Origin of the sequence: Terrirhizobium terrae (genome assembly GCF_030323265.1) — a bacterium.
GTDB lineage: Bacteria > Pseudomonadota > Alphaproteobacteria > Rhizobiales > Rhizobiaceae > Neorhizobium.
In genome coordinates this window covers 2,259,945-2,283,259 of record NZ_CP104992.1, presented here as the reverse complement: position 1 = coordinate 2,283,259, position 23,315 = coordinate 2,259,945, and the positions used below count along the sequence as shown (strand labels likewise).

Here is a 23,315-nt window from a genome sequence, read left to right as displayed (position 1 = left end):
CCCGCTCGCAGGCTCCGGGATTGACCGGGGCGCGGGCTTCCGCCTTGGGTACCGACGCCGATCGAGGTGCGGCCTTGGGCGCAGATGTAACCTGCGGAGCGCTGTTGCCGGCGCCCCAGGATCCTGCAGAGAAGAGAGGCAGATCGGGCGTTAGAGATAAAGCTGGCCAGAGCGAGCGCCGCCAGAAGCGGGAGCAGCCTGGTTTTCGTGAGCGCCTTCATTGCCGTTTCCTGCTGCCTGTTGGGAGAACTGACGACCGTCGGCATTTTCCTGACCGCGACCGGCTCCGCCCTGCTTTTCACCCTGTGCGGACGCCTGCTGGCCGCTCTGCTGCTGGTTGGTGGCAGCATCGCTATCGGCGGTCGGCGCGATGCTGATCGTCACCTGATCGACCGCGAAGCCCTGCGACCGCAAGGCGTCGAGAATGCCGCTACTGTCATCCGACAGCTGACGGTAGGCAGCACGTGTTTCCACTGTCAGGTGGACATTGAGCTGCTCGCCATGGAGGCGAAGCATGGCCGTCACGGAACCGAGGTCGTGCGGCGTCATCTGCAGCTTCAGGGTATTGACGACGCCACCGGTGGTGTTCTGAGCGCCAACGTTCTGCGAAGAGCTCGTCGACTGCATGGCAGAAACCCATTCGCTGTCGCCGGACATCGCCGACGTCAAAGCGGAGGCGTTCGGAGCGAGGCCAAGGAAGCGGCGCGAGATCGAGCACGTTTACGGTCTCTGCCTGGCCGCCAGCGCTGCTACGGGCATCCACCCGCTCGCTGCGGCCATCGCCGACGCGCATATCCATGCTCTGGCGTTCACCCTTGGCATCCTGGAAGCGGAAGAGGCGATCCTGCTCGGTCTTGACCTCAGTGCCCGGGACCGGCGTCGCATCGGTATCCGCGGACATGCTCGACAGGGCGCTGATTGCAGAGCTCACGTCGGACTTGCTACGCATGGCGTCGCCATCGGCCTTGCCCTGCTTACCGGAGACATGCACCTTCTGAGCGGGCGCCATGCCTTCGGCCGCCGCTACGGCACCCTGGCCGTTCAGCAGCGAGAGGATATCGCCGAGTTCAAGTTCACTGTCGTCTTGGGAAAGCAGTTTGTCGAGATCGATATCCTCGGCCTCAGCGCCATCCTTGCCTTCCAGTGCATCCGCCTTGGCAGTCAGGGCCTTGGCCGCCGCAAGGGCATCCTTGAGCTTCTTTTCGCCGGCAGTCAGTTCGCGCGTCGTCTCCTTGCCGAGAACCTCCTTGGCAGAGATTTTCTGCTCCTGCTGAAGGAAGGCGGACTGCGCCGGAATCGTCGGCTTGCGAAGCGATTCGGGGCGGATGTCGATGATCGGCTTCGGCTTGGCTGCGACCTCGTCGCTGGCTGAGGTATCCTGGTCGGCAACGTCACTGTCATCGGCTGCCTGCTTGGCGCCCGGCTTGCTGCTGACATCGTCCTTGTCGAATTCGGACATTGCGTCGGAGAAGCCCTCGCCCTTGTCCGCGCCCTTCTTGCCCGTGGAGACATTCGAGGAGACCGCCGCATCCGCAGCATTGGTGCCTACAATATTCATCATGGGGACGCAGTCTCCTCCTTCAACAACTCATCGAGTGCATCGAGCTTCGAGCGACCGCCATCAACGAATGTCTTGAAGGCCGGATCGAACGAAGCCTCAGATCCGGCAACCGGATCATTGGCATTGGGGCTAGTTCCGGCAATTTCATTTCCGGTCGAAGCGGCTGAGGATCCCGCCTGGGTGGTATCGTCTAGATTGACCGGAGATTCTTGCGCGAGGCTGTCGGCCTCCGGTTTGGCGATGACCTGGCTCGCAACCGCCTTGGCAGCCTGCAACAGAGCGCGGTCCCGCTCGGAAAGATTTTCTTCGGGAATGGCTGAAATGGCATCCATGGCCGATCCGACGGCATTGGTCGAAATGTCGGCCACTCCGCCATAGAGGCGCGCCATGGAGCCCGGCGTATCCGACGGACTGCCGGCCAGCGCCTCGGCCTTTGCCGATGCAAGCCGCGCCAGCGCGGCATTGCCCTGATGGCGGCCGCGCGCGCGATGCGCAGGAAGACCTCGCGGCGCCGGTCAACATCCATGAATTCGACGGTACCGTCGATATCCGCCTCGGAGATCTGGCCGAAATGCCCGACCACGAGATCGACGAAGAAATCGGCGAACTGGCTGGCATAGGGCGAATGGACGAAGCGACGCGCATACTGGCGCGAATAAAGAAGGCCTTCAGGCACCATATTGGCCTCGACCGCGATCGCGACCGAGCGGCGCAAGGCTGCCTCCTCAATGATCGTTCCCGGCGCCGTCAACCTCGCCCAGTCGTAATGTACCAGCGCGGCTTTGGGATCGCGCGTCACGGCGACATTGCCGCTGACGAGGGCGAGGTAGGGCCCGATCTTCTGATCCCGGTATTCCTCGGCCATCTCGGCCAGGCCCTTGGCCACCAGCGTGCCCTTGCCACTCAGATATTTACGCAGCGCATCGGCGACACGGCTGTCGAAATGACCGGCAATGTCGCGGGAGGCGAGAAATTCGAGCGTCGCGGGATTGCCACCGCTCATCGCATAGATCATGGCCGCATCGACGTTGCGAGGATCCTCGAAGACGGAGGCGTTGGCGGTCCTCAGGCGCTTGTCGAGCGTTGCCAGCATGAAGCGCTGCATCTCGCCGGCCGAGTGATCGCCCTGCACTACAGTATCCTGTACGAACTGGAGCGAGCGAAGCATGGCATAAGGTGCCAGATCGACGGCATCGTCCGCGACGACGGAGGCCGGCGCCACGACGGTGCATAGGAGGCCCGCGGCCAGGAAGGACCGTATCCTCTTTGCCCTCATGGTCAGCTCTCGTCCGCCTGCAACAGGATCTCGATGCGACGGTTGCCGTCGGCGAACGGATCTTCAGGTATCTGAAGCCGCCGGTCCGCAAAGCCGGAGACCTGCTTGACGCGATCTTCCGCCAACCCGCCGTGAACCAGCATGTAATAGGCGCTGTGGGCACGGTTCATGGAGAGGCGCCAGTTATCGTCGTTGCCGCCCTTGAACTGCCGGCCGTCGGTATGGCCACGAATGACGATGTCGCCCTTCTTTTCCTTCAGGACCTGGCCGATCTTCTCCATCGCAAGGACCATGTCCTGTCGCGGTACGGCTGAGCCGACGTTGAACATCGGATCTTCCGTCTGGTCGGAAATGGTGATCAGCACGCCGCCTTCCGCCGGAGTGACGATCAGTCCTTCCGCCAGCTTGCCGGGTACACCGGACAGCTGCTTCTCGAGCTCATCGCGCATATTGTCAGCATCGGCCTGGGCTTGCGCTTCCGCGGGCTTGCCATCGGCCGTCTTCTCGCCATCGGAAGGTTTGCCCTCAGCGGTCTTGTCGGTATCGGAAGGCTTGCCTTCGGAATTGAGGGCCGCTTCGACGGTCTCCGGCTTCGGCGGTACCGCGAGAGCGACTTCGGTACCCTCCTCGGACGGCTTTTCAGCCGTCGTCAGCGCAGTCTCCTGCGCCAGCGGATCCTGGCTCGGATCAACCTTGACTGCCTGGGCCGGACCCTCGGCGCGGGTCAACTGGATCTGCTTCGTCCAGAAGTCGGGATCGAACGGGTCGCGATAGGCTTCACCGCCATCGGCCCCGGTCGCAGGACCGGAATCGCTGGCTCCACCCTCACCCTTGGCGCTGACATTGGCCTGCTGGCCGACTTCCTGGGCGATCTCCGCCAGAACGGAATAGGGGTTCTCGAAGAAATCCGCCTCGGAATAGTTGGTCTCGTCGCCAGAGGTCGAGGTCATGTCGTCGCCGGTGGCGGCGGCAGTGCCGACAACGGTACCCTCGCCCTTCACCTTGGACTGGGCACTTTCCTCCTGGCCCTCAGCCTGATCGACGGGCTTTTCCAATCCCTTCTTCGCCGGCGTTTCGTCCGACAGCTTGATGGGATTGAAATAGCTCGCCATCGAGGCCTTGGTTTCCTCGTTGGCAGCATTGACCAGCCACATGACAAGGAAGAAAGCCATCATCGCCGTCATGAAGTCGGCATAAGCGATTTTCCAAGCGCCGCCATGCGCGCCATCATCATGGCCGCCGCCATGGCGCTTGACGATAATGATCTCGTTCTTGCCGTGGTGATGATTTTCGCCTTCGCTCATCCCAGCACTTTCTTCAGACTTGCGGACCAGGCCGACATACGGGTGACGAGCGACGCGTCACCGAGTTCAACTGTAAGGTCGATATCGTCGGTTTCGACGTGCCGGATGACGGCCGCGGTATCGCCGAGGCGCGTACGCAACGCCTCGAACATCGGTGTCGGGCCACGCACGGTGACTGCGTTGACTTCACCCTCGAGGATTGCCGCTTTGACAAATTCCGCGAGATCGGCCGTCGTCTTGTTGACAACAGCTTCCTCGACCAAGGGAGCAAGAATGCGGGCCGTCTGCTCTCCGACTTCCTGCGCGGTCGCGGTAGCAAAAGCCTCGATACGGTCGGCGATGGTCGCGGCAAGCTCTCCTTCGAGCCTTTCCCTCAGGGCGGCCATCTCTGTCTCGTGAGCCTCGACAAGGGCTGCCCGGTCGGCAGACCAACGCTGCTCCCACTCATCAGCCGCTTCCTGCCGGCCCTTGGCATGGGCCTCAGCGCGCTCAGCCTCTATATCGACGGGCTCTTCGGCCGGCAGTGCCAGGACATCGGTCACGTCATGCGCGAACATATCCAGCTCATCGTCAATGACCGGCGGCGGTGGCGGCGTTCCGAAATCCTTGAGATAGCGGGCGATCGACGCACTCATCGGCATGCTCCGTTCTCTGTAGATCCGCTGGCGAGACGCGCCTGCAGACGGGCGCACCCTCCATACCGATCATTGGAACCTTGCAGCGTCTTCGCCATCATAGCCTTGTCCTGAAACCGTTTCACGATCCGCCGGACGACGGACCGGATCATCCCATGTTTGGCGAGACGCTAGGCCGGTAAACTTGCGCGAGGATGAAGACAGAGGCCGCAGACCGTCTGCGGACGCTCATCGCATGACACTTTCGCGGCTTTGCGACCTTACTACTGGAACAGCTGGAGAATGTTCTCCGCGTTGCTGTTGGCGATCGAGAGCGACTGGATGCCAAGCTGTTGCTGGGTCTGAAGCGCCTTGAGCCTGGTCGATTCCTCGTTCATGTCAGCGTCCACAAGACGGCCGACGCCCTTGTCGATGACGTCTGTCAGCGATGCGACAAAATCTTCCTGCAGATCGATGCGGCTCTGGATGGAGCCGAGACTGGAGGCGGCGCTGGTCATGGCCAGGAGCTGCTTGTCGACGAAGCTTTCGATGATGTCGAGAACGTCTTCTTCGGTCGAGATCGGCTCGACCGTATCGTCCGGATCGAGATTGGCGACATTGTTGATCTCGGTCAGGTAATCGCTGAGCTTGTTGATGTCGAGATTAAAGACGGAGAAGCTCAGGCGGGTATCAGGATTATCGGGGTCGAGCTGGGCCTGCTTGTCGAGAATGGCCTGGTTGCCGCCACTCAGGTCGAAAAGAACGGTCGATTCATCGAGAACGTAGTCGACGGTCTGAACCTGGACTGCGCCCTGAGCCGTGCGCGTGAACGAGGCCACGACTTCCTTGGTCACTGGCGTCAGTTCGGCAACCACGTCCGGGTCGGTCGGATCGCCGCCATCGCTGATCTTGTCCTGCAACCAGTTCTCGCCGGAGAAGCTGGCGGAATCGGAAATGCTCTTCAGCTGCGCCTGCAGCTGCGCGATCTCTTCCTGGATCTTGTTGCGGTTGGAGCCGACACCGTAGGCAGCAACGAGCTTGGTCTTGATCTCGGTCACGGTCTCGATGGCGCTCTGCATGCCGGCGTAGGCGGTATCGACCTTTGCGGCGCCAAGCCCCAGTGCATCCTGAACGGTCGACAGCGCCTGGTTGTCCGAACGCATCGTCGTTGCGATCGACCAATAGGCAGCATTGTCGGCGGCCGTTTCGACCCTGGCACCGGAAGATACACGCGCCTGCGTCGTTTCAAGGCTGCGATCGATCGCGCGAAGGGTCTGCAGAGCAGCCATGGCTGCGCTGTTGGTGAGAATACTGGTCATCGCTGGCCGTGCCTCAGTCAGAATGTCTGGGAAATCCGGGATAGGTCACCGGAACGACAAGAGGCTTCATGCCGGTCGCACCTCGAAACCAGGCGACCTTGCCGTTTTAACAAATCATTAACGTTCATTAACAGATGCATTTGCAGTCTTACAAGACGTAATCCGTTCATTGCCGGCCGCAAACGCATGCTCGGCAGGGTTCGCGCAAGTTTTGCCTTCGTCATTACTGCGAAGTTCATCCCTGGACGACGCGACGACAGCGATCCCCGGCACTCGATGTTAAGGAAATCTTAACCATCGGTTACTAGCGTGCAGTTACTCAAACTGGCCCGATGCAAGACGATTCCGCTTCCAAACCGGAGCCATCTCGAACAGGGCAAGTTCCCAAAAGGCGCAGGAACCCGGGTATTTTCCCCGGTGCATGATGTTTCTTCACGCGCAGGCTTAGACAAGCCATGTCTCCAGAAATTTAATGTCGGCCGGCTTCGGTCCAGGGCTTGAGGATGAAACTTCATCCTTGCCAAGGTTTCCGCAACCGAGACGAACACCAATAGATTTGCTCTGCGGACCGGAGAAATACAGCTGTGACCTCGATTTCCTCTATGACGCTTGCGCAGGTACGCGCGCTGACCACCGCTGAAATTAGCGGATTGTCGGCAGATGAAATGTCCGAGTTCTCACGCAGCAAGATCGGCGTCCTCAGCTCCAGCCAGATTGCAGCGATCTCGACCCAGAACGTGGCGGGCCTCAGCACCTCGTTGCTCAGCGCCATCAAGCCCAGTTCCATTGTCGGTCTGACTGCAGGCCAGCTCGGCGCGCTCACGGGAACGCAGATCGAAAAGCTCTCCAGCTCACAGGTCGCGACGCTGCGCACCGAGCAGCTTGCAGCATTCACGCCCGACCAGGTCAGCGCCTTGACATCGGCGCAGATCAGGGCGTTTACGGCAGGCGATTTCGAGGCCTTCGCGAGCAACGACATCGCCACCTTCACCGATAAGGAAATCGCTGCCATCAACACGGCGGCAATTCGCGGTCTCTCGGACGGCATCATTCAGGGATTGACCCCGACGCAGGTGACAGCGCTCACCTCTCGACAGATCGCGGCCTTGACCACCGATCAGGTAGCGGTCTTCACCGCGTCACATCTCGACAGCCTTACTCCTGCACAGATCGGAAGCTTCCACCTCCCGGCAGTTGAGCGGTCTCAGCCTTGGAGATTTCTCTCCCGAACAGGCGGCTGCCCTGTCGACCAGCATCATCGCCTCGCTCAAGAGCAGCAACGTTGCTGCGCTCAGCAATGGCCAAGTTGCCGCGCTGACCGAAAAGCAGATCGCCGCCCTGACCACAGAGGCGATCCGCGGCCTTGAAGAAGCCGATATCGCCGCCCTGACCTCGGAGAAGATCGAAGCCCTCGGAACCAAGGGGTTGCGCGGCCTGACCGCGGAGCAGATCGCCAAATTTTCGTCGTCTCAGGTGGAAGCTCTCAGCACCAGGCAGATCAGCGTGCTCTCGAACACGCAGGTCAATGCACTTGCTTCGACGCATATGAGCAGCCTCAGCGAAAAGCAGATCGGCGCCCTGACCGCCCGCCAGGTCAGCGGAATGGACTTCGCGGCCTTCGACGCAAGTGACATCGCGGCGCTCTCTACGCGCGTGATCGCAGCTTTCAGCAGCAACGACGTCGCAGCGCTTAGCGCTGACCAGATCGCCGGACTGACCGACAAGCAATTGGGCGCGCTGACCAGAACGGGTCTCGGCGGTTTGCAGAGTGCCGATATCGCGGCTCTTGCACCCGAAAAGCTGGCGCTCATCAAGCGCACGGCGATCACAGGTCTTTCCACCGCTAATATCGCGCTGCTTTCCACGGCCCAGGTCACCGCTTTGACCGATGACCTGATCGCGTCATTCACGACACAGCAGGTGTCTGCGCTGACGGCTGCACACGCCACTAAGCTTTCCGACGACCAGCTCGGCGCGCTGAAGGCCAGCCAGGCAGGAGGTGTGGATATCGCCGCACTCGGCACGGTGAAGATCACGGCACTGTCCGACGATGTCTTCTCCGCCCTGAGAAGCAACCAGGTCGCGACAATGTCCAGCACCCAGGCTGCGGCCCTGACCGAGGAGCAAATCTCCGCGCTATCGGCAAACGGCGTACGCGGCCTGACGGCGGATCAGATCAAGACCTTCTCCACCGCGGAGATCGCAGTTCTCGACAAGCGCGCCATTCTCGGGCTCTCCGAAGGTGCGATCGCCGGATTGACCAGCGATCAGGTCAAGTCACTGACATCGTCCCAGCTATCGGCAATGTCGAGTGCACAGGTCTCAGCCTTCACTCCGGACCAGACCCGCGCGCTCACCAGCACCCAGCTGGAGACCCTCGGCGGCAAGCAGGCGCGCGGCCTCAACCTCACCGCGCTCGACACGCTTCAGATCGCGGCCCTTTCGACGAGCGCAATCGCCGGATTGCAGACGTCCCAGATCGCGGGACTGAGCGAAGCCCAGGCGACGGCCTTGACGACGACCCAGGTCGCCGCCCTTACCTCAGCCGAGCTTCGCGCCTTCGACGTCGAGAACCTTGCGACATTCGAGCCGGAAGAGATTGCCGCAATCAGCCTGCGCGCCATGCCGGGTCTTTCCGGCGCCGCACTCGCCGAACTGTCCGACGATCAGTTGAAGGCACTCACCAAAACGCAGTTCACCAAGCTCACAAGCCTGCAGATCTCGGCGCTGGGCCCAGACCAGATCGGCGCGCTGACCGACGATCAGATCAGCTGGCTTTCTGCCAGCCAGGCCAAGGGTCTGGACGTCGCTGCCTTTTCCACGCTGAAGATCGGCACCCTCGCGACCAGCCTGATCGCCGCGCTCTCCAGCAGCCAGGTTGCCGACCTGTCGAGCGACCAGCTCGGCGCCCTGAGTGACGAGCAGGTTTCGGCACTCAAGGCTGCGGCCATCGGCGGCATCACGAGCGACAATATCGACGGTCTCACGCCGGAAGACATCGCAAGGATCAGCACCGGTTCGATAACCGCCTTATCGACCGCTGCCGTCCGGGCTCTGAGCGACGAGCAGGTCCAGGCACTGACGACCGACCAGATCACCAAGATGAAGTCCACCCAGATCGGTGCACTTTCGGTCGGGCAGGTCACGCTACTCGATAGCGAGCAGGTCGGAGCCCTAAGCTCGGCCCAGATTGCGGCCATGCTGATGGAAGAAATCGCCACCTTTACTACAGACGAGATCGCCGCAATCAGCACCAAGGCAATAAAAGGCCTGGCAACGGAAGATATCTCCGCGCTCGGATCTGCTCAGCTGGGTGCGTTTACCAGCGGACAAGCAAAAGCCATGACTTCCACCCAGGTGAATGCCGTGATTGCAGCATATCTCGAGTTCAGAACCGTTTAACAAGCAAGAATAATAAGCCGGGAATTAAATGATTTTAAACACTTCGGCATGATAATCCGTTCGAGAGCAAAGACCATGCGCTGCCAGTCTTCCTGAATGAGACAGGAAGGCCAGATACAATCAGTGCCGGAACTTGCCTCACGAAGGCGCGGGAAGCAGGGCGGCAACGCTTTTGCAAGCATGAAGCCACTCCATGCGCCGGCTCACGGGAGCCATGTCTCACCCTGTATTGTCGTATTCTGCCGAAAAGACCTCGGAGCAGCCGTCCGTGGTGAGCTTGCGGCCGGGAGCGACACTTCCGTCCTTTTCTTTGGAGATATCCATGACTCTCGCTACTTTCCTCACCAACATCTCTGATACTCAGGTCAAGTCGATCACGACCACGAACATCAAGAGCCTGGTAACTGCAGACATCACCAGCCTGGGTGAAAAGGCCAAGAACTTCTCCGCGGCGCAGGTTGGGGCGATCGCCGACGGGGCTGTCGCCGGTCTCGATTTCACCAACCTCACGTCCAAGTCTGCCGCTGGCCTGACCGCCGGTCAGCTTGACGCCATTGGCGCTGCGAACCTCAATGGCGCAACAAAGTTCGCAGGCGATAATGCAGCGCTGATTTCGGGCCTTTCTGCAGCCGCCGTGGGCAGTCTCGACACCAACGAGCTTACTGCCCTTGCGGGTATCAACAACGCTATCGAAGCCTTGAGCTCTACCCAGCTCGCTGCATTGAAGACTGATCAGATCAATGATGATGTGATGAACAAGCTGACCGACAAGCAGGTTGGCGCTTTCTCTACGGCGCAGGTCAAGGCATTCACCACCGGGATCGTAGAAGGAATGACCAACACGCAGATCGCTGGCCTCAGCTCTGCTGGTGTCGCCGGCCTCGAAATAGAGGACATGGAAGCGTTTACGACCGCTCCAATGGTCGAAGCTCTCGGCACCAAGAACCTGAAGAGCCTTGCCGCGGCCAATATCACGGCATTGGGCACTAATGCCGCAAGCCTTACTCCCGATCAGATGAAAGTCCTCACCGGAGCGCAGATCACCGCACTATCGGAAGCACAGGTCACAGCCCTGACTGAAGGACAGATTGAAGTTCTGAGCTCCACTCAGATCGCCGCGATGGACAAGGACGAAATTGCGACCTGGACCAACGAGAAGCTTGCCAAGATCTCGGATTCCGCTCTCAAGGGTCTGGAGAAGGAAGATATCCTGAGCCTGAACGATGCCAAACTCGGAGCTCTGCTGGCGGACCGCGAGACGCTTCTCACGGCAGACCAGACGAACTGGGTCATCGAAGCATACAAGACGGCTGACTAACGACGGCAGGGGCTGCATGGCCTCATCGTCTTTATCCTTTGAAAGGGCGGCATCCTGGATGCCGCCCTTTCTGCCTTCCGGCTGCACAGCAATCTCCGCCAGCCAGCCAGACACAAGTTCGCAGTGATACCGTCGCGCCCATGTCGCCCGATTTCGGGTATGCGCTCGATTATTTTCTGGGACCGGTATGGATATCACGAGCAAACAAAACGATGGGCCGGCGGCCATTCTGATCAGCCTGCATAAACGGTCAAGGTCGCAACAGATTTCCCTGAACGAGGTAATGCAGGCCGCTGAAACGCTCTCCGCAGCAGGTCACCGGCATCAGGCGGCCGACCTCTACAAGACCTGGATCGCTTATAACGACGGCAATCCCTTGCTCCACCTGGCCTGCTTCAACTATTCCGTAGTCCTGCGACAGCTCGACGACATCGCCGGCGCCATGCAGGCGCTGCAGATGGCAATCAAGATCGAGCCCTCCTTCGCTCCCGCGCATATCAACCTCGGCCGGTATTTCGAAGACAGCCAGCAGCGCGGCCGCGCGGTCACCCAGTGGCAGCAATATGCCAAGCTGACGGAGGACCTTACGCCGGACCGAATCAATCACCGTCTGATGGTACTTCAGCATATCGGTCGCGTGCTCGAAAACGCCAACAGCGCCCAGGATGCGGAAACCGCGCTGTGGCAGGCCATGGAGCTTGCTCCCCATCGCAGCGAAGCCGCCCAGCATTGGATCGGCCTGCGCCAGCAGCAATGCAAATGGCCGGTGATGATCCCATCGGGCAATGTTCCGGCGAGCCAGCTCGTAGACGGGCTGTCGCCGATGACGCTCGGCTGCCACGCCGACGATCCGATCTTCCAGCTGGCCAAGGCCTACCGCTATCACAAGTCGCTCGTTGGACGTCCTGACACGACCGGCTTCATCCGCAAACCGGTGAGGATGAAGACCGGGACCGGGCAGCGCCTGCGCGTCGGCTACCTCTCCTCCGATCTTCGCGAACATGCGGTCGGCTTTGCCCTGTGCGAGACCCTGGAACTGCACGACAAGTCGCAGGTCGAGATTTTCGCCTACTATTGCGGCGACGCCCGGAAGAATGACCGGACTCACGACCGGATCCGCGCAGCCGTCGATCACTGGCGCGACATCGAACAGATTACCGACGAGCAGGCCGCAGCCCAGATCGTCGCTGACGAGATCGACATCCTGATCGACGTCAACGGCTATACCAAGCAGGCGCGGGCCAAGATCTTCGCCTATCGGCCGGCACCGGCGATCGTCAATTTCTGCGGCTATCCCGGCACGACCGCCAGCCCCTATCACCAGTACATGATCAGCGATCCTGTGATCGTGCCGCCGGAAAACGAGATCTACTATACCGAGAAGGTGCTTCGCATCGCCTGCGACCAGCCGGTCGACCGCAAGCGCGATATCGCCGAGCGCCCGACGAGAGCGGAAGCCGGCCTGCCCGAGCATGCCTTCGTGTTCGCCTGCTTCAACGGCGCACAGAAGATCACCGAACCCTGCTTTGGCCGCTGGATGTCGATCCTCAAGGCTGCGCCGGGCAGTGTCCTGTGGCTGCTTTCGGACAATCCCGAAGTCGAACAACGCCTGCGGGACATCGCGGCCAAGGCCGGCGTGTTGCCTAACCGCCTGATTTTCGCACCGAAAATTCCCAATCCGAAGCATCTGGCGCGAATTGCCCTTGCCGACCTGTTCCTCGACACCTTCCCCTATGGCGCCCATTCGACCGCGTCGGACGCGATCACGATGGGGCTTCCGGTGCTGACCGTGCCGGGCAAGAGCTTCCTGCCCGCTTCTGCGCCAGCATTGTATCAGCCGCCGGCATCCCTGAAATGATCTGCAGCACACCTGACGACTATGTCAGCCGTGCTATCGGCTTTGCCAAGGATCGCGACAGCCTGGCAAAAATCCGGCAATCGCTTGCCGACCAGCGGGAAACCTGCGCCCTGCGCGACATTCCGGCCCTCGCCCGTCGGCTTGAAGAGCTTTACTGGCAGATGCAGGGCGAGGCCGAGCGCGGCGAGACGCCGAAGCCCAATCTGCGTAATCTCGACATCTATTACGAGATCGGCGCCGAAATGATCCTGGATAGCGTCGAGTTCGAAGACGAGCAGACCTACCGCCAGCGCTATCTCGAAAAGCTTGCGAAATGGAACGAGTACGAAGAACTCGCCCCCGACAGTCGTCTCTGGACCGAGCATGCGGGCTGATCGAGTGCGGCAGGCAGGAGACAGCGCGAAGGAACCGGGGGCGACGATGGCGCATGACATTCTGATCGTCGGGGCCGGCCTTTCAGGCGCGGTGATCGGCCGGGAACTGGCGGAAGCCGGCCACCGGATATCGATCGTCGATGCCCGCGACCACATCGCCGGCAACTGCCACACGGTGCGTGATCCCGAGACCGGGGTCATGGTTCATGTCTATGGCCCGCATATCTTCCATACGGACGACCGGGAAGTCTGGGACTACGTGAACCGCTTCCAGACCTTCCTCCCCTACCAGAACCGGGTGAAGACCACGAGTGGCGGCAAGGTCTTTTCCCTGCCCGTCAACCTGCACACGATCAACCAGTTCTTCGGCAAGACGCTGCGGCCGGACGAAGCCCGGGCTTTTATCGAGACGTTGTCCGACACGACGATCGAGGATCCCCAGACCTTTGAGGAACAGGCGCTCCGCTTTGTCGGGCGGGACCTCTACGAGGCGTTCTTCAAGGGCTATACGATGAAGCAATGGGGCTGCTCGCCAACGGCGCTGCCGGCCTCCATCCTGAAACGCCTTCCGGTGCGGTTCAATTATGACGACAATTATTTCTACCACCAATACCAGGGCATGCCGGAAGGCGGCTATACGGATATGGTGGCAGGCATAATCGACCATCCGAAAATCACGGTGAAACTCAATACCCACTTCACCCGTGAAGAGCAGACAGGCCACGATCACGTCTTCTACTCGGGCCCGATCGATGGCTATTTCGACTATGATGCCGGCCGTCTCGGCTATCGCACACTCGATTTCGAGCGCTTCACCTATGAGGGAGACTATCAGGGCTGCGCGGTGATGAACTATGGCGATGCTTCCGTGCCCTATACTCGGGTAACCGAGCACAAGCATTTCTCGCCTTGGGAAACTCACGAGAAATCCGTCTGCTATCGCGAGTTCTCACGGGAATGCGGCCCGGACGACATTCCCTACTATCCGATCCGCCTGGTCGAGGAAAAAGCGCTGCTTGCGGACTATCTCGAGCGCGCGCAGGCCGAAAAAGGCGTCAGCTTCGTCGGGCGGCTCGGCACCTATCGCTATCTCGACATGGACGTCACGATCCGCGAGGCGCTCGACACGGCCCGCACCTATCTCGCCACCGCAAAAGCGGCGCGGCAGGAGGCGACAATGCCGGAGCTCGCGCCCGCCTGACCTGCGGGTCGCGTCATCCGCGTCCCATCCCCACCATTGATGGAAAACAGAAAAACCGCGCTCCGAAAAGCGCGGTTTCTTTCCAAAATCATCTGCCGTGTCAGAGCGGGACGAAACCGCTCCAGCCAAAGAGCGACGCTTACTGACGGAAGAGCGACAGGATGTTTTCGGAATTGGTGTTGGCGATGGAAAGCGACTGGATCGCCAGCTGCTGCTGGGTCTGAAGCGCCTTGAGACGGGTGGATTCCTCGTTCATGTCCGCATCGACCAGACGGCCGATGCCGCTGTCGATCGAGTCGGTCAGCTTGGAGATGAAGTCTTCCTGCATGCCGATACGCATGGAGACCGAGCCGAGATCCGCAGTCGAGCTGGTGATCGCCTGAAGCTGGTTCTCGATGAACTGGATCATTGCGTCGAGGCCTTGGTTCTCGGTCAGGCCTTCCTGCGTCAGGTCGGTGGTAATGTCGAGGTCGGAGACGGAGTAGTCCAGTGCGACAGCCGTAGAGTTTTCTTCGTCAAGATAGACAGGGGTGCCGGCGCCATCGGTGCCGATGCTGGATTTTCCTTCCGGTGCCTCATCGGCAAGCTTGACGTATTTGTCGGTGCCGATCTTGTAATAGGTGCCGTCGGCTGCAACCGAACCTTCGCCACCCGCTGCAAAGGTCACGAGGCCCGTCGCCTCGTCCACGGTGAAGGTACCGTCGTCACCCGCGCTGTTCTTAAGCTGTGATCTCGCTGAAGGTCTTGGCTGCCACTGCCGCAGTGGTATCGACGCCATCGGCTGTGGTGGTGATGTCCAGCAGCGCGTAGGAGCCGCTGTCAGAATAATAAGCGGTCTGGTCGAGGATGCCGGTATTGCCGACGGTATCATAGAGAACGTTCTGGCGGCTGAGCGGGATGTCGATCGTCTGGACCGAGACATTGCCGCTTGCGGTGCGGGTGAACGATCCGACGACCTGCTTGGTAACCGTCAGAGAATTGCCGGATCCGTCGCTGATGGCGGCCTGCAGCCAGTTTTCACCGGAGAAGGACGCGGATTCGGCAACGCTCTTCAGCTGGTCCTGCAGCTGGCTGATTTCTTCCTGGATCTTCGTCTTGTCGACGCCGGCTTCGCGGGCGGCAACGAGCTTGTTCTTGATTTCGGTGACGACGTCGACGGCGCTTTCCATTGCAGCATAGGCGGTATCGACCTTGGCGGCGCCGAGACCGAGAGCGTCCTGAACGGCAGATAGTGCGCCATTGTCCGAACGCATCGTGGTCGCGATCGACCAGTAGGCGGCGTTATCGGATGCAGTGCCGACGCGCAGGCCCGAGGAGACGCGCGCCTGCGTGTCTTCCATCTTGTCGTCAAGCGAACGGAGGGTCTGGAGGGCGGCCATTGCCGCGGTATTCGTCAAAATGCTGGTCATTGAAATTGCCCCTATTTTTGGCTGAAGGGAAAAGGGACATCCCGGCTTGAGCGGGGAACGATGGCCAGGCCTGATGCCGTTAACCTCTTTTTCGTCTTGGTTAACCCATCGTTGCGATGGGCCCAGTTAAGGCACGAATGGTTAATAGATCTTAAACGAGATTTACCAAAGTTAACAAAAACAGAAGACGACGATAAAAAAACGGCAACGAAAAAAGGGCCGCGCCAGGGGCGCGACCTTTTCGATTGCTTCAAGTCTGGTCCGATTAACGGAAGAGCGAGAGGATGCTTTCCGAAGCCGAGTTGGCGATCGAGAGAGCCTGGACGCCGAGCTGCTGCTGGGTCTGCAGGGCCTTCAGGCGGGTCGATTCTTCGTTCATGTCGGCATCGACCAGGCGGCCAACGCCCGAGTCGATCGAGTCGGACAGCTTGGTGACGAAGTCTTCCTGCAGGCCGAGGCGCATGGAGACCGAACCCATGTCGGCAGCGGCGCTGGTTGCGGATTCGAGCTGGCGGTCGATGAAGGAGATCATCAGGTCGATGACGTCTTCGTCGGAAGCGGTTGCCTCAACACCGAATGCTTCACGCATGGCAGACATGTCGGAGATGTCGAGTTCGGTGACGGAAGTGCCGGTTGCGAAGACGTCATCATTGAGTACGATGCGGTTGTCTTCGTCAGGAACGCCGGTCTCGTCGAGCAGTACCCACTTGCCTTCATCGACCTGAATGTAAGAGTCGGACCCATCTTCGCCGGTGGTCCACACACCGTCATCACCCTCGAAGTAGGTCGGAGCGCCTTCTTCCGTCGGGTCGTTCAGCTTTACGGCCGTGTAGTAGTTGTCGCCGACCTTGCCGACATTGGCCTTCAGCGCGTCCTGGTCGAGGATGCCCATCTTGTTGCCGCTCGTGTCGAACAGAACGTTGGTGGAATCCAGCTTCACATCGACGGTCTGGACCTTGACGTTGCCGGAGGAGTCGCGGGTGAAGGAGCCAACGACCTGCTTGGTCACGGTCTTGAGCTCGGCGACGTTGTCGACTTCGTCTGCGGCTGTCGGCGCTGCGGACACCGATGCCTTGAGCCAGTTCTCACCCGAGAACGATGCGGAGTCGGAGATCGACTTCAGCTGGTCCTGGAGCTGGGTGATTTCTTCCTGGATCTTGGTGCGATCGACACCGGCTTCGCGGGAAGCAACAAGCTTGTTCTTGATTTCTTCGATGACGTCGATCGAGGATTCCAGACCGGCGTAGGCGGTGTCAACCTTGGCGGCGCCGAGGCCGAGAGCGTCCTGCACTGCGGAAAGTGCGCCGTTGTCGGACTTCATGGTGGTGGCGATCGACCAGTATGCAGCGTTGTCAGATGCTTCGCCGACGCGCAGACCGGAAGATACGCGAGCCTGCGTTTCTTCCATACCCTGGCCGATACCGCGCAGCGTCTGAAGTGCAGACATCGCTGCAACGTTGGTGAGAATGCTCGTCATAGTTGTTGCCCCTTGAATGGCTGATGAATAAGGGCATTCCGGTATCCCGGTGAACGGCGCACAGCCTCATGCCTGCTAACCAGTTAATTGTTAAGGTTAACCGCCGTTCTCTTGGCGCCATTGATAGCGCCCCCGTGGTTAATGAAGAACTAAGCGAGACAATAAAAATTTTTTAAGGCGCGGCAGCCAATGCAATTTTCGCGTGCGCGCGCGTAACATAGGAGGATAAATAAAGGTGAAAGCCGCACCCGTTTCCGGATGCGGCTTTCGTCGATATTCGAGATCCAGCCCTTGGCCGGCAGATGTCGGCCTGGCGGAAGGATCGCCTCGCTCTTAGCGGAAGAGCGACAGGATGTTCTGCGAGTCGCTGTTGGCGATCGACAGAGCCTGGATGGCGAGCTGCTGCTGCGTCTGCAGAGCCTTCAGCTTGGTGGACTCTTCGTTCATGTCGGCGTCGACGAGACGGCCAACGCCCGAGTCGATCGAGTCGGACAGCTTGGAGACGAACTCGGTCTGCATCTCGATACGCGAGGAAACGGCGCCGAGGGCAGCAGCTGCGCTGGTCATGCCTTCGAGCTGGGCGTCGACATGCGAGAGAAGCTGGCTGAGAGTGTCGTTGTCGGTCGCCTCGTCACCCATGTTGAGCGCCGTCTTCAGGGCGCCCATGTCGCTGATGTCGAAATCAGAGATGGACGTGCCATCTGCAAAGATCGCGTCCTGCGAAGTGATTGCCTCACCGGCGTCTGCATGAGCATTGGTGCCAGCTGCGTCGGTTACCTGGACCCACTTGTCTTCAGCAACCTGCTTAAAGAAAGTTTCATCCTCTCCGGTGCCGACCGACCAAACGTTGTTTTCGCCTTCGACCGCACCCTCAGCGAGTTCGTTCACAGCCGTAAAGTACTGATCGCCCAGCTTACCGACGTTGCTCTGGAGTGCTCGGCTGTCGAGGAGGCCCATCTGGTTGCCGCTGGTGTCGAACAGAACATTGCTGCCGTTCAGTTCGATCTCAACAGTCTGAACCTTGACGTTGCCGGAGCCGTCACGGGTGAAGGAGCCGACGACCTGCTTGATGATGTCAGCAGGGCTGGCAAGATTGTTTTCGCCTTCCGGGTCAGCGGCAGCAGTACCGACCTGGCCCTTCAGCCAGTTTTCACCGGAGAAGGAGGAAGCGTCCGTGATCGACTTCAGCTGATCCTGGAGCTGGGTGATTTCTTCCTGTATCTTCGCCTTGTCAGCGGAAGATTCCTGAGCCGTTACCAGCTTGTTCTTGATTTCCTTGACGACGTCGATAGCCGATTCCATACCGGCATAAGCGGTGTCGATCTTGGCAGCGCCGAGACCCATCGCGTCCTGTACGGCGCCGAGGGCTTCGTTGTCCGACTTCATGGTGGTCGCGATCGACCAGTAAGCGGCGTTGTCGGAAGCAGAGCCGACCTTGAGGCCGGACGAAATGCGGTCCTGCGTCGTGGCCATGTCGGAGGAGATGGAACGCAGCGTCGACAGAGCGGCCATTGCGTTGGTGTTGGTGAGAATGCTCGCCATAATCGTTTGTCCCTTTGAAACGAGATACTGAGTGGGGGACATACCGGGTCGGCCGGAATGACCTACCGGTCACGACAGTTCGGCCTCATGCCATTCGGTGCCGCATCTTTTAGCAACCAGACCTGTCGTGTGAGACTGAAACTCGCAGCCAAACCTTGCCAAGTCCTTTATATGGAATTGCGAGAAAACCGAGGATTTTCATATGGTTACGAGTTCGTAAGCAGGCATGATGAACAGTCGGTTAGGGGGATGGTTAACGCTGTCGCGCAATGGCACAGCCGCGCATGAACGCTTGCGGGCGTCGGCCAGCGTTTTACGGGTAAAGTTTGGTTAAGACGGAGGGTCGGATCAGCCGAAGGAGCGGATCAGGCTGCCGACAAGCAGGTTCCAGCCGTCGATCAGGACGAAGAAAAGAATCTTGAACGGCAGCGAGATCGATGTCGGCGGCAGCATCATCATGCCCATCGCCATGGTGATGGCGGCAACGATCATGTCGATGACCAGGAAGGGCAGGATGATCAGAAAGCCGATCTCGAAGCCACGCCGGATTTCCGACAGCATGAAGGCCGGGATGAGCACGCGATAATCGATTGCCTCAGCCGTGCCGACAGCCTGGCCTCGCTCGCGGGCGATATCCACGAACAGCGCAAGATCCTTGTCTCGGGTATTGGCGGACATGAAGACGCGGAAGGGTTCGGCAATCCGCTGCACCGCTTCCGCCTCAGTCACCTGGTTCTGCAGCAGCGGCTGCACGCCCTCGTTCCAGGCCCGATCGAAGGTGGGCGACATGACGTAGAAGGTCATGAACAGCGCCATGGAGATGAGGATCATGTTGGAGGGTGCCGACGCAAGGCCCATGCCCGAGCGCAGGATCGAGAAGGCGATCACGAAGCGCGGGAAGCTCGTTACCATGATGAGGATGCCCGGTGCGACCGAGAGAACCGTCAACAGGCCGAAGGTACGGATGATCCAGGCTGCCGCGGAGCCATCGACCGGCAGGTTCAAAAGATCCGCCGGCGATTGCTGGGCAAGAGCCGCGCCGGGAATGACCAGCAGGGCGAAGAATACGGAGAGCAATCGAATCATTGGGCCACGACAGTTACCAAGGTCGCATTCGATAAGCGCTCATGCCGTCCGGGCGTCAACTCCCGATCGGCCGGCAGGGGCAGTCATGAACAAGAACGTTGGTGAGATAGCCCGGCGCGCAGCCCGGTCGCCGTGGCGCGACATCGGGCGGAGGCGGCCGTCATTCGATGACGAAGGTGCGAAACATGACACGGGCGACCTTGCCCTGGGAGCGGAGTGCGGCGCGTTCCTGAATGTCGTCACGCAGATACTGAAATCCGCGCGGTCCCTCGATCTGCTGCAACGAGACGGTGCGCAGATAGGCCATGATGTCCTGGTGGACGTTCTCGGCAACCTGCAACTCGGGCGCGCCGTTGAACGCCAGCGCCACCTCTAGCCTCACCCAGTTATCGGATGGATAGGCAAGATTGGTGGTAATCGGCTCGAGCAGCACGACGCCATTGGCTTCGGTTGCGATATGCGGGAGGCCTTCCTCACCACCGCCGCCATGTCCGCCCGCGGCTGCCGCCTGTTCTGCGGCCGGAGGCTCGGGCGTCTTCGGTGCGATCATGCCGCCGAGGAACCAGCCGCCGCTGGCGCCGACAAGCGTCAGGACGGCCACGCCCGCGATGAGCAGCACCGGCGAGGATTTCTTCGCGCCCGCTTCGCCCTGAGCTTCTTCCGCCATATGCCCTACCCTTCCCTTAAGCGCTTAGAACGGCGAGAACAGATCGACGACCTGCTGGCCGACCGGAGGCTGCTGCATTTCCATCAGACGGCCACGGCCGCCATAGGAAATACGCGCTTCGGCGATCTTGTCGTAGGAGACCATATTCTCGGAATCGACATCCTTCGGACGCACGATACCGGCGACGTTGAGGATACGGATCTCGTGATTCACGCGGACTTCCTGCGAACCGCTGATCAGGAGGTTGCCGTTCTCGAGGATACCGGTGACGACAGCGGCGACGAGCAAAGTGAGGGTTTCCGACCGTTTGGTCTTGCCCTTGCCTTCCGATTCCGAGTTCGAATCCGTGCCGAGATCACCCGACGTGCCCGCATCCGTGCTGAAGCCCAGAAAGTTCTGGATGCCGGCACCCCATTTCAGGCTGGTCGTATTCGTGCGGCTACGCTCGGTTTCGTTGTCGAAATTCGCCTTGTCGTTGATCTTGATGTCGACCGTCAGGATATCACCGACGTTGAGCGCACGAGCGTCCTTGAACAGCGCGCCCTGGTTGTCGCTCCACAATGAATAGCCGCTCGCCATCTGGCGCGGCTGCTTGGGATAAGACGACATTTGCGGTGCCTGGGCATATTGCAGACCGCTGCCGATCGGGCTCATGGCGGGCGCATTGCCGATTTCCTTGAGCGTCTGGCTTTGGCAGCCCGCCAGGAAAAGAACAGCCAAAAGGGCAGGAGCGCGTTTCGTCATGATGGTGCTTTCGCAGATTGAGTAGAAGTCTTGGAGGTATTCGGATCGGACGCGCTGGAGATGATCGTCGAGATCGCTCCCGCCTTCTGGGGATCCATTTCACTGAGGAAGAGAGCCGACTGACGCGCCGGGAGCTGCATGATGATCGCGGCAGCGATTTCCATGCGCATTTCCTCAAGCTGAGGTGCGGCGGCATCTGGCTTCATGGTCTTGAAAATGTCGACGAGGCCCGCCTGGGCGCGCTGCAGGAAGTCGTTGCGGCGCTTCAGCCAGTCCTGGTACTCGGCCGTACGATCCTCGAGCGTTTTCATCCGGCCATCGATATCGGCCTGGAGCGTTTCCAGTTCCTGCTTCTGCATCAGGTAGCGCTGATCTCGCGCGGCGTCGGCGATATTCGTGCAGAACTTCTGGATCTCGTCCTGGGTCGAGAGTTCGGAAACGGCTGCCGGCTGCTGGGCGCTGACCTGGGGCACGAGCATTACGAGACCGCCGACGACCAGCAGGCGCTTAGCCAGCTTGCGGGAAATGCTGATGGTGAAGAATGCGTCATTCATTGCAGCACGAGCTCCGCTTGAAGGGCGCCGGCGGACTTGATGCCCTGCAGGATCGCGATGATGCCGTCCGGCTTGACGCCGATGCTGTTGAGACCGGCCACGAGGGTACGCAGGTCCGGACCGTTGAGGATCGCGACCTGGCCGCCGTCCTTCATCGCCATGATGTCGGTCATCGGCTGGACGGCCGTCTCGCCGCGCGAGAAGGGTTCCGGCTGAATGACCTGGGGCGTTTCGGAGACCTGAACGGTAAGCGTGCCGTAGCTGACCGCGACGCGCGACACCTTGACGTCGGCGCCGATGACGATCGTGCCGGTGCGTTCGTTGACGACGACCTTGGCCGGCGTATCGGTTTCGACCGCGAGATTCTCGATCTCCGCCATCAGGCGCGTCAGGTCAGCCGACTTCGGCTTCTGGATCACTACTTCCTGGCTGTCACGCGCGTCGGCAATAGGGCCGCCGTAGCGACGGCTGGCATGGGCATTGACCGTATCGGCAATCCGCACCGCTGTTGAGAAATCCGGGTTGCGAAGCTGCAGCACGAGATTGACGCCGTCCCTGAATTTCGACGGCAACTCACGCTCGATGATGGCGCCATTCGGCACGCGGCCGGCGGTGGTAACGCCTTCGGTCAAGGTTGCAGCCTGCCCCTGGGCGGTAAAGCCCGAAACGATCAGAGAGCCCTGCGCCACGGCATAGATCTGTCCGTCCGCGCCAGTGAGCGAGGTCATGACGAGCGTGCCACCGCGCAGCGACGTAGCGTCACCCATGGACGAGACGTTCACGTCCATGCGGCTGCCGGGGCTTGCGAATGGCGGCAGGTTAGCCGTGACCATGACCGCCGCAACGTTCTTGGCATTCGACTGACTGCCCTGCGTCGAGATGCCGAGATTCTGCAGCATGGCGCGCATCGACTGGTCGGTAAAGGGCGAGGAGCGCAGGCTGTCGCCGGTACCCTGCAGGCCTACGACGAGACCGTAACCGATCAACTGGTTGTCTCGTCCCGACTGGAGCGAGGCGATATCCTTGATGCGAGCGACGTCTGCAGCTGCAGCAACTCCGGCTACAACCGTCGAGACGACGAGAGCCAGGGCTGCAAGAAGAACGGAAAGCTTCATTTCGCCATCACCTGTATCGTTCCATCAGCCATCACGGTTCCGTTCAAGATCATACCGGAATCGGTGTTGCGGACGCGGATGACGTCTCCGACTGCTGCGTCCTCAAGCGGCGTTCCGCCAGCCGAAATGGTCATTGCCCCCATGGTGAAGGTCAGCCGGATCGGCGTTCCGCGGGTCACCAGATAGGGTTCGCGCAAACCGGCGAGCGTGATCGTGCGGCCGGGCAGAAGCGTGCGCTTGCTGACCATGCCGGTAACCTCGGACACCTTCTGCGCATAACCGCCCGACAGGTTGGGATTGGTCACATCGACCTCCTCCACCCTGCCGGCCGAAATCACTTCGCCGGGATAGATGATCTGCAACGGAACGACCGCCGTTCCCATCTCTGCCGAAACCGGCGAGACCGAGAACGAAAGACCGAAGGCGAGCGACCACGCGGCCGCCGCGGCATGCAATGCGTTTTTCCGGCGAAACTTCATGTCTGCCTCTCCTGT

At 60.3% G+C, this 23,315-nt stretch carries 17 protein-coding genes and 3 pseudogenes; 5 read left to right on the top strand and 15 right to left on the bottom strand.

Going from position 1 to position 23,315, the window contains the following annotated elements; translation table 11 throughout:
• Positions 1–150: 150 nt before the first annotated feature.
• The 6 genes and pseudogenes from fliK to N7E02_RS18980 form a co-directional block, all read right to left on the bottom strand.
• Positions 151–516: a flagellar hook-length control protein FliK gene (gene fliK / locus N7E02_RS19005; protein ID WP_286579212.1), complete on the bottom strand. Its 366-nt coding sequence runs from the start codon at positions 514–516 to the stop codon at positions 151–153.
• Positions 437–1,561, bottom strand: coding sequence for a hypothetical protein (locus N7E02_RS19000; protein WP_286579211.1), 1,125 nt, complete (start codon positions 1,559–1,561; stop codon positions 437–439). Before N7E02_RS19000 ends, fliK begins: the two co-directional genes overlap by 80 nt.
• Positions 1,558–2,843: pseudogene (gene motC / locus N7E02_RS18995) on the bottom strand (chemotaxis protein MotC). The gene N7E02_RS19000 and the pseudogene motC overlap by 4 nt, the downstream one beginning before the upstream one ends.
• Positions 2,840–4,141 carry a MotB family protein gene (locus N7E02_RS18990; RefSeq protein WP_286579210.1) on the bottom strand — a complete coding sequence of 434 codons (1,302 nt, stop codon included), beginning with the start codon at positions 4,139–4,141 and terminating at the stop codon, positions 2,840–2,842. The pseudogene motC and the gene N7E02_RS18990 overlap by 4 nt, the downstream one beginning before the upstream one ends.
• On the bottom strand, positions 4,138–4,776 hold the full coding sequence (locus N7E02_RS18985; RefSeq protein WP_286579209.1) for a hypothetical protein: 639 nt from the start codon (positions 4,774–4,776) through the stop codon (positions 4,138–4,140). The genes N7E02_RS18990 and N7E02_RS18985 overlap by 4 nt, the downstream gene beginning before the upstream one ends.
• Positions 4,777–5,039: 263 nt before the next feature.
• A complete protein-coding gene (locus tag N7E02_RS18980; RefSeq protein ID WP_286579208.1) occupies positions 5,040–6,074 on the bottom strand; it encodes a flagellin N-terminal helical domain-containing protein in 1,035 nt (344 codons plus the stop codon).
• Positions 6,075–6,658: 584 nt separating this feature from the next.
• Here N7E02_RS18980 and N7E02_RS18975 point away from each other — a divergent pair.
• The 5 genes and pseudogenes from N7E02_RS18975 to glf all read left to right on the top strand — a co-directional run bounded on the left by N7E02_RS18975 (position 6,659) and on the right by glf (position 14,227).
• Positions 6,659–7,441 carry a hypothetical protein gene (locus N7E02_RS18975; protein ID WP_286579207.1) on the top strand — a complete coding sequence of 261 codons (783 nt, stop codon included), beginning with the start codon at positions 6,659–6,661 and terminating at the stop codon, positions 7,439–7,441.
• The gene (locus N7E02_RS18970; protein ID WP_353622917.1) at positions 7,329–9,476 is read left to right on the top strand and encodes a hypothetical protein; all 2,148 of its coding nucleotides are present in this window, start codon (positions 7,329–7,331) and stop codon (positions 9,474–9,476) included. Before N7E02_RS18975 ends, N7E02_RS18970 begins: the two co-directional genes overlap by 113 nt.
• Positions 9,477–9,669: 193 nt before the next feature.
• Entirely contained in the window at positions 9,670–10,794 is a 1,125-nt protein-coding gene (locus N7E02_RS18965; RefSeq protein WP_286579206.1) for a hypothetical protein, read from the top strand.
• A gap of 187 nt (positions 10,795–10,981) precedes the next feature.
• Positions 10,982–13,026 (top strand): annotated as a pseudogene (locus tag N7E02_RS18960) (O-linked N-acetylglucosamine transferase, SPINDLY family protein).
• A gap of 46 nt (positions 13,027–13,072) precedes the next feature.
• Entirely contained in the window at positions 13,073–14,227 is a 1,155-nt protein-coding gene (glf, locus tag N7E02_RS18955) for a UDP-galactopyranose mutase (protein ID WP_286579205.1), read from the top strand.
• A 139-nt stretch (positions 14,228–14,366) separates the two neighbouring features.
• On the opposite strand, the pseudogene N7E02_RS18950 reads toward glf, so the two are convergent.
• From N7E02_RS18950 to flgA, 9 genes and pseudogenes are all read right to left on the bottom strand, one after another.
• Positions 14,367–15,636 (bottom strand): annotated as a pseudogene (locus tag N7E02_RS18950) (flagellin N-terminal helical domain-containing protein).
• Between the two features lie 265 nt (positions 15,637–15,901).
• Positions 15,902–17,113: a flagellin N-terminal helical domain-containing protein gene (locus N7E02_RS18945; protein ID WP_286579204.1), complete on the bottom strand. Its 1,212-nt coding sequence runs from the start codon at positions 17,111–17,113 to the stop codon at positions 15,902–15,904.
• Positions 17,114–17,446: 333 nt separating this feature from the next.
• Positions 17,447–18,655 carry a flagellin N-terminal helical domain-containing protein gene (locus N7E02_RS18940; RefSeq protein ID WP_286579203.1) on the bottom strand — a complete coding sequence of 403 codons (1,209 nt, stop codon included), beginning with the start codon at positions 18,653–18,655 and terminating at the stop codon, positions 17,447–17,449.
• Between the two features lie 348 nt (positions 18,656–19,003).
• On the bottom strand, positions 19,004–19,741 hold the full coding sequence (gene fliP / locus N7E02_RS18935; RefSeq protein WP_286579202.1) for a flagellar type III secretion system pore protein FliP: 738 nt from the start codon (positions 19,739–19,741) through the stop codon (positions 19,004–19,006).
• A gap of 160 nt (positions 19,742–19,901) precedes the next feature.
• The gene (locus N7E02_RS18930) at positions 19,902–20,408 is read right to left on the bottom strand and encodes a flagellar basal body-associated FliL family protein (RefSeq protein ID WP_286579201.1); all 507 of its coding nucleotides are present in this window, start codon (positions 20,406–20,408) and stop codon (positions 19,902–19,904) included.
• A gap of 24 nt (positions 20,409–20,432) precedes the next feature.
• A complete protein-coding gene (flgH, locus tag N7E02_RS18925) occupies positions 20,433–21,152 on the bottom strand; it encodes a flagellar basal body L-ring protein FlgH (RefSeq protein ID WP_286579200.1) in 720 nt (239 codons plus the stop codon).
• On the bottom strand, positions 21,149–21,706 hold the full coding sequence (locus N7E02_RS18920; protein WP_374730638.1) for a MotE family protein: 558 nt from the start codon (positions 21,704–21,706) through the stop codon (positions 21,149–21,151). Before N7E02_RS18920 ends, flgH begins: the two co-directional genes overlap by 4 nt.
• Positions 21,703–22,821, bottom strand: a complete 1,119-nt coding sequence (locus tag N7E02_RS18915; protein WP_286579199.1) for a flagellar basal body P-ring protein FlgI — start codon at positions 22,819–22,821, stop codon at positions 21,703–21,705. Before N7E02_RS18915 ends, N7E02_RS18920 begins: the two co-directional genes overlap by 4 nt.
• On the bottom strand, positions 22,818–23,300 hold the full coding sequence (gene flgA, locus N7E02_RS18910) for a flagellar basal body P-ring formation chaperone FlgA (protein ID WP_286579198.1): 483 nt from the start codon (positions 23,298–23,300) through the stop codon (positions 22,818–22,820). The genes N7E02_RS18915 and flgA overlap by 4 nt, the downstream gene beginning before the upstream one ends.
• Positions 23,301–23,315 lie beyond the last annotated feature (15 nt).

What these genes read in the sequence shown, in the direction of transcription:
- flgA (WP_286579198.1), bottom strand. Translation starts at nt 23,300, where the DNA reads ATGAAGTTTCGCCGGAAAAACGCATTGCATGCCGCGGCGGCCGCGTGG.
- flgH (WP_286579200.1), bottom strand. Translation starts at nt 21,152, where the DNA reads ATGACGAAACGCGCTCCTGCCCTTTTGGCTGTTCTTTTCCTGGCGGGC.
- fliK (WP_286579212.1), bottom strand. Translation starts at nt 516, where the DNA reads ATGCTTCGCCTCCATGGCGAGCAGCTCAATGTCCACCTGACAGTGGAA.
- N7E02_RS18990 (WP_286579210.1), bottom strand. Translation starts at nt 4,141, where the DNA reads ATGAGCGAAGGCGAAAATCATCACCACGGCAAGAACGAGATCATTATC.
- N7E02_RS19000 (WP_286579211.1), bottom strand. Translation starts at nt 1,561, where the DNA reads ATGATGAATATTGTAGGCACCAATGCTGCGGATGCGGCGGTCTCCTCG.
- N7E02_RS18915 (WP_286579199.1), bottom strand. Translation starts at nt 22,821, where the DNA reads ATGAAGCTTTCCGTTCTTCTTGCAGCCCTGGCTCTCGTCGTCTCGACG.
- N7E02_RS18980 (WP_286579208.1), bottom strand. Translation starts at nt 6,074, where the DNA reads ATGACCAGTATTCTCACCAACAGCGCAGCCATGGCTGCTCTGCAGACC.
- N7E02_RS18920 (WP_374730638.1), bottom strand. Translation starts at nt 21,706, where the DNA reads ATGAATGACGCATTCTTCACCATCAGCATTTCCCGCAAGCTGGCTAAG.
- N7E02_RS18930 (WP_286579201.1), bottom strand. Translation starts at nt 20,408, where the DNA reads ATGGCGGAAGAAGCTCAGGGCGAAGCGGGCGCGAAGAAATCCTCGCCG.
- N7E02_RS18965 (WP_286579206.1), top strand. Translation starts at nt 9,670, where the DNA reads ATGCGCCGGCTCACGGGAGCCATGTCTCACCCTGTATTGTCGTATTCT.
- N7E02_RS18985 (WP_286579209.1), bottom strand. Translation starts at nt 4,776, where the DNA reads ATGAGTGCGTCGATCGCCCGCTATCTCAAGGATTTCGGAACGCCGCCA.
- N7E02_RS18940 (WP_286579203.1), bottom strand. Translation starts at nt 18,655, where the DNA reads ATGGCGAGCATTCTCACCAACACCAACGCAATGGCCGCTCTGTCGACG.
- glf (WP_286579205.1), top strand. Translation starts at nt 13,073, where the DNA reads ATGGCGCATGACATTCTGATCGTCGGGGCCGGCCTTTCAGGCGCGGTG.
- fliP (WP_286579202.1), bottom strand. Translation starts at nt 19,741, where the DNA reads ATGATTCGATTGCTCTCCGTATTCTTCGCCCTGCTGGTCATTCCCGGC.
- N7E02_RS18945 (WP_286579204.1), bottom strand. Translation starts at nt 17,113, where the DNA reads ATGACGAGCATTCTCACCAACGTTGCAGCGATGTCTGCACTTCAGACG.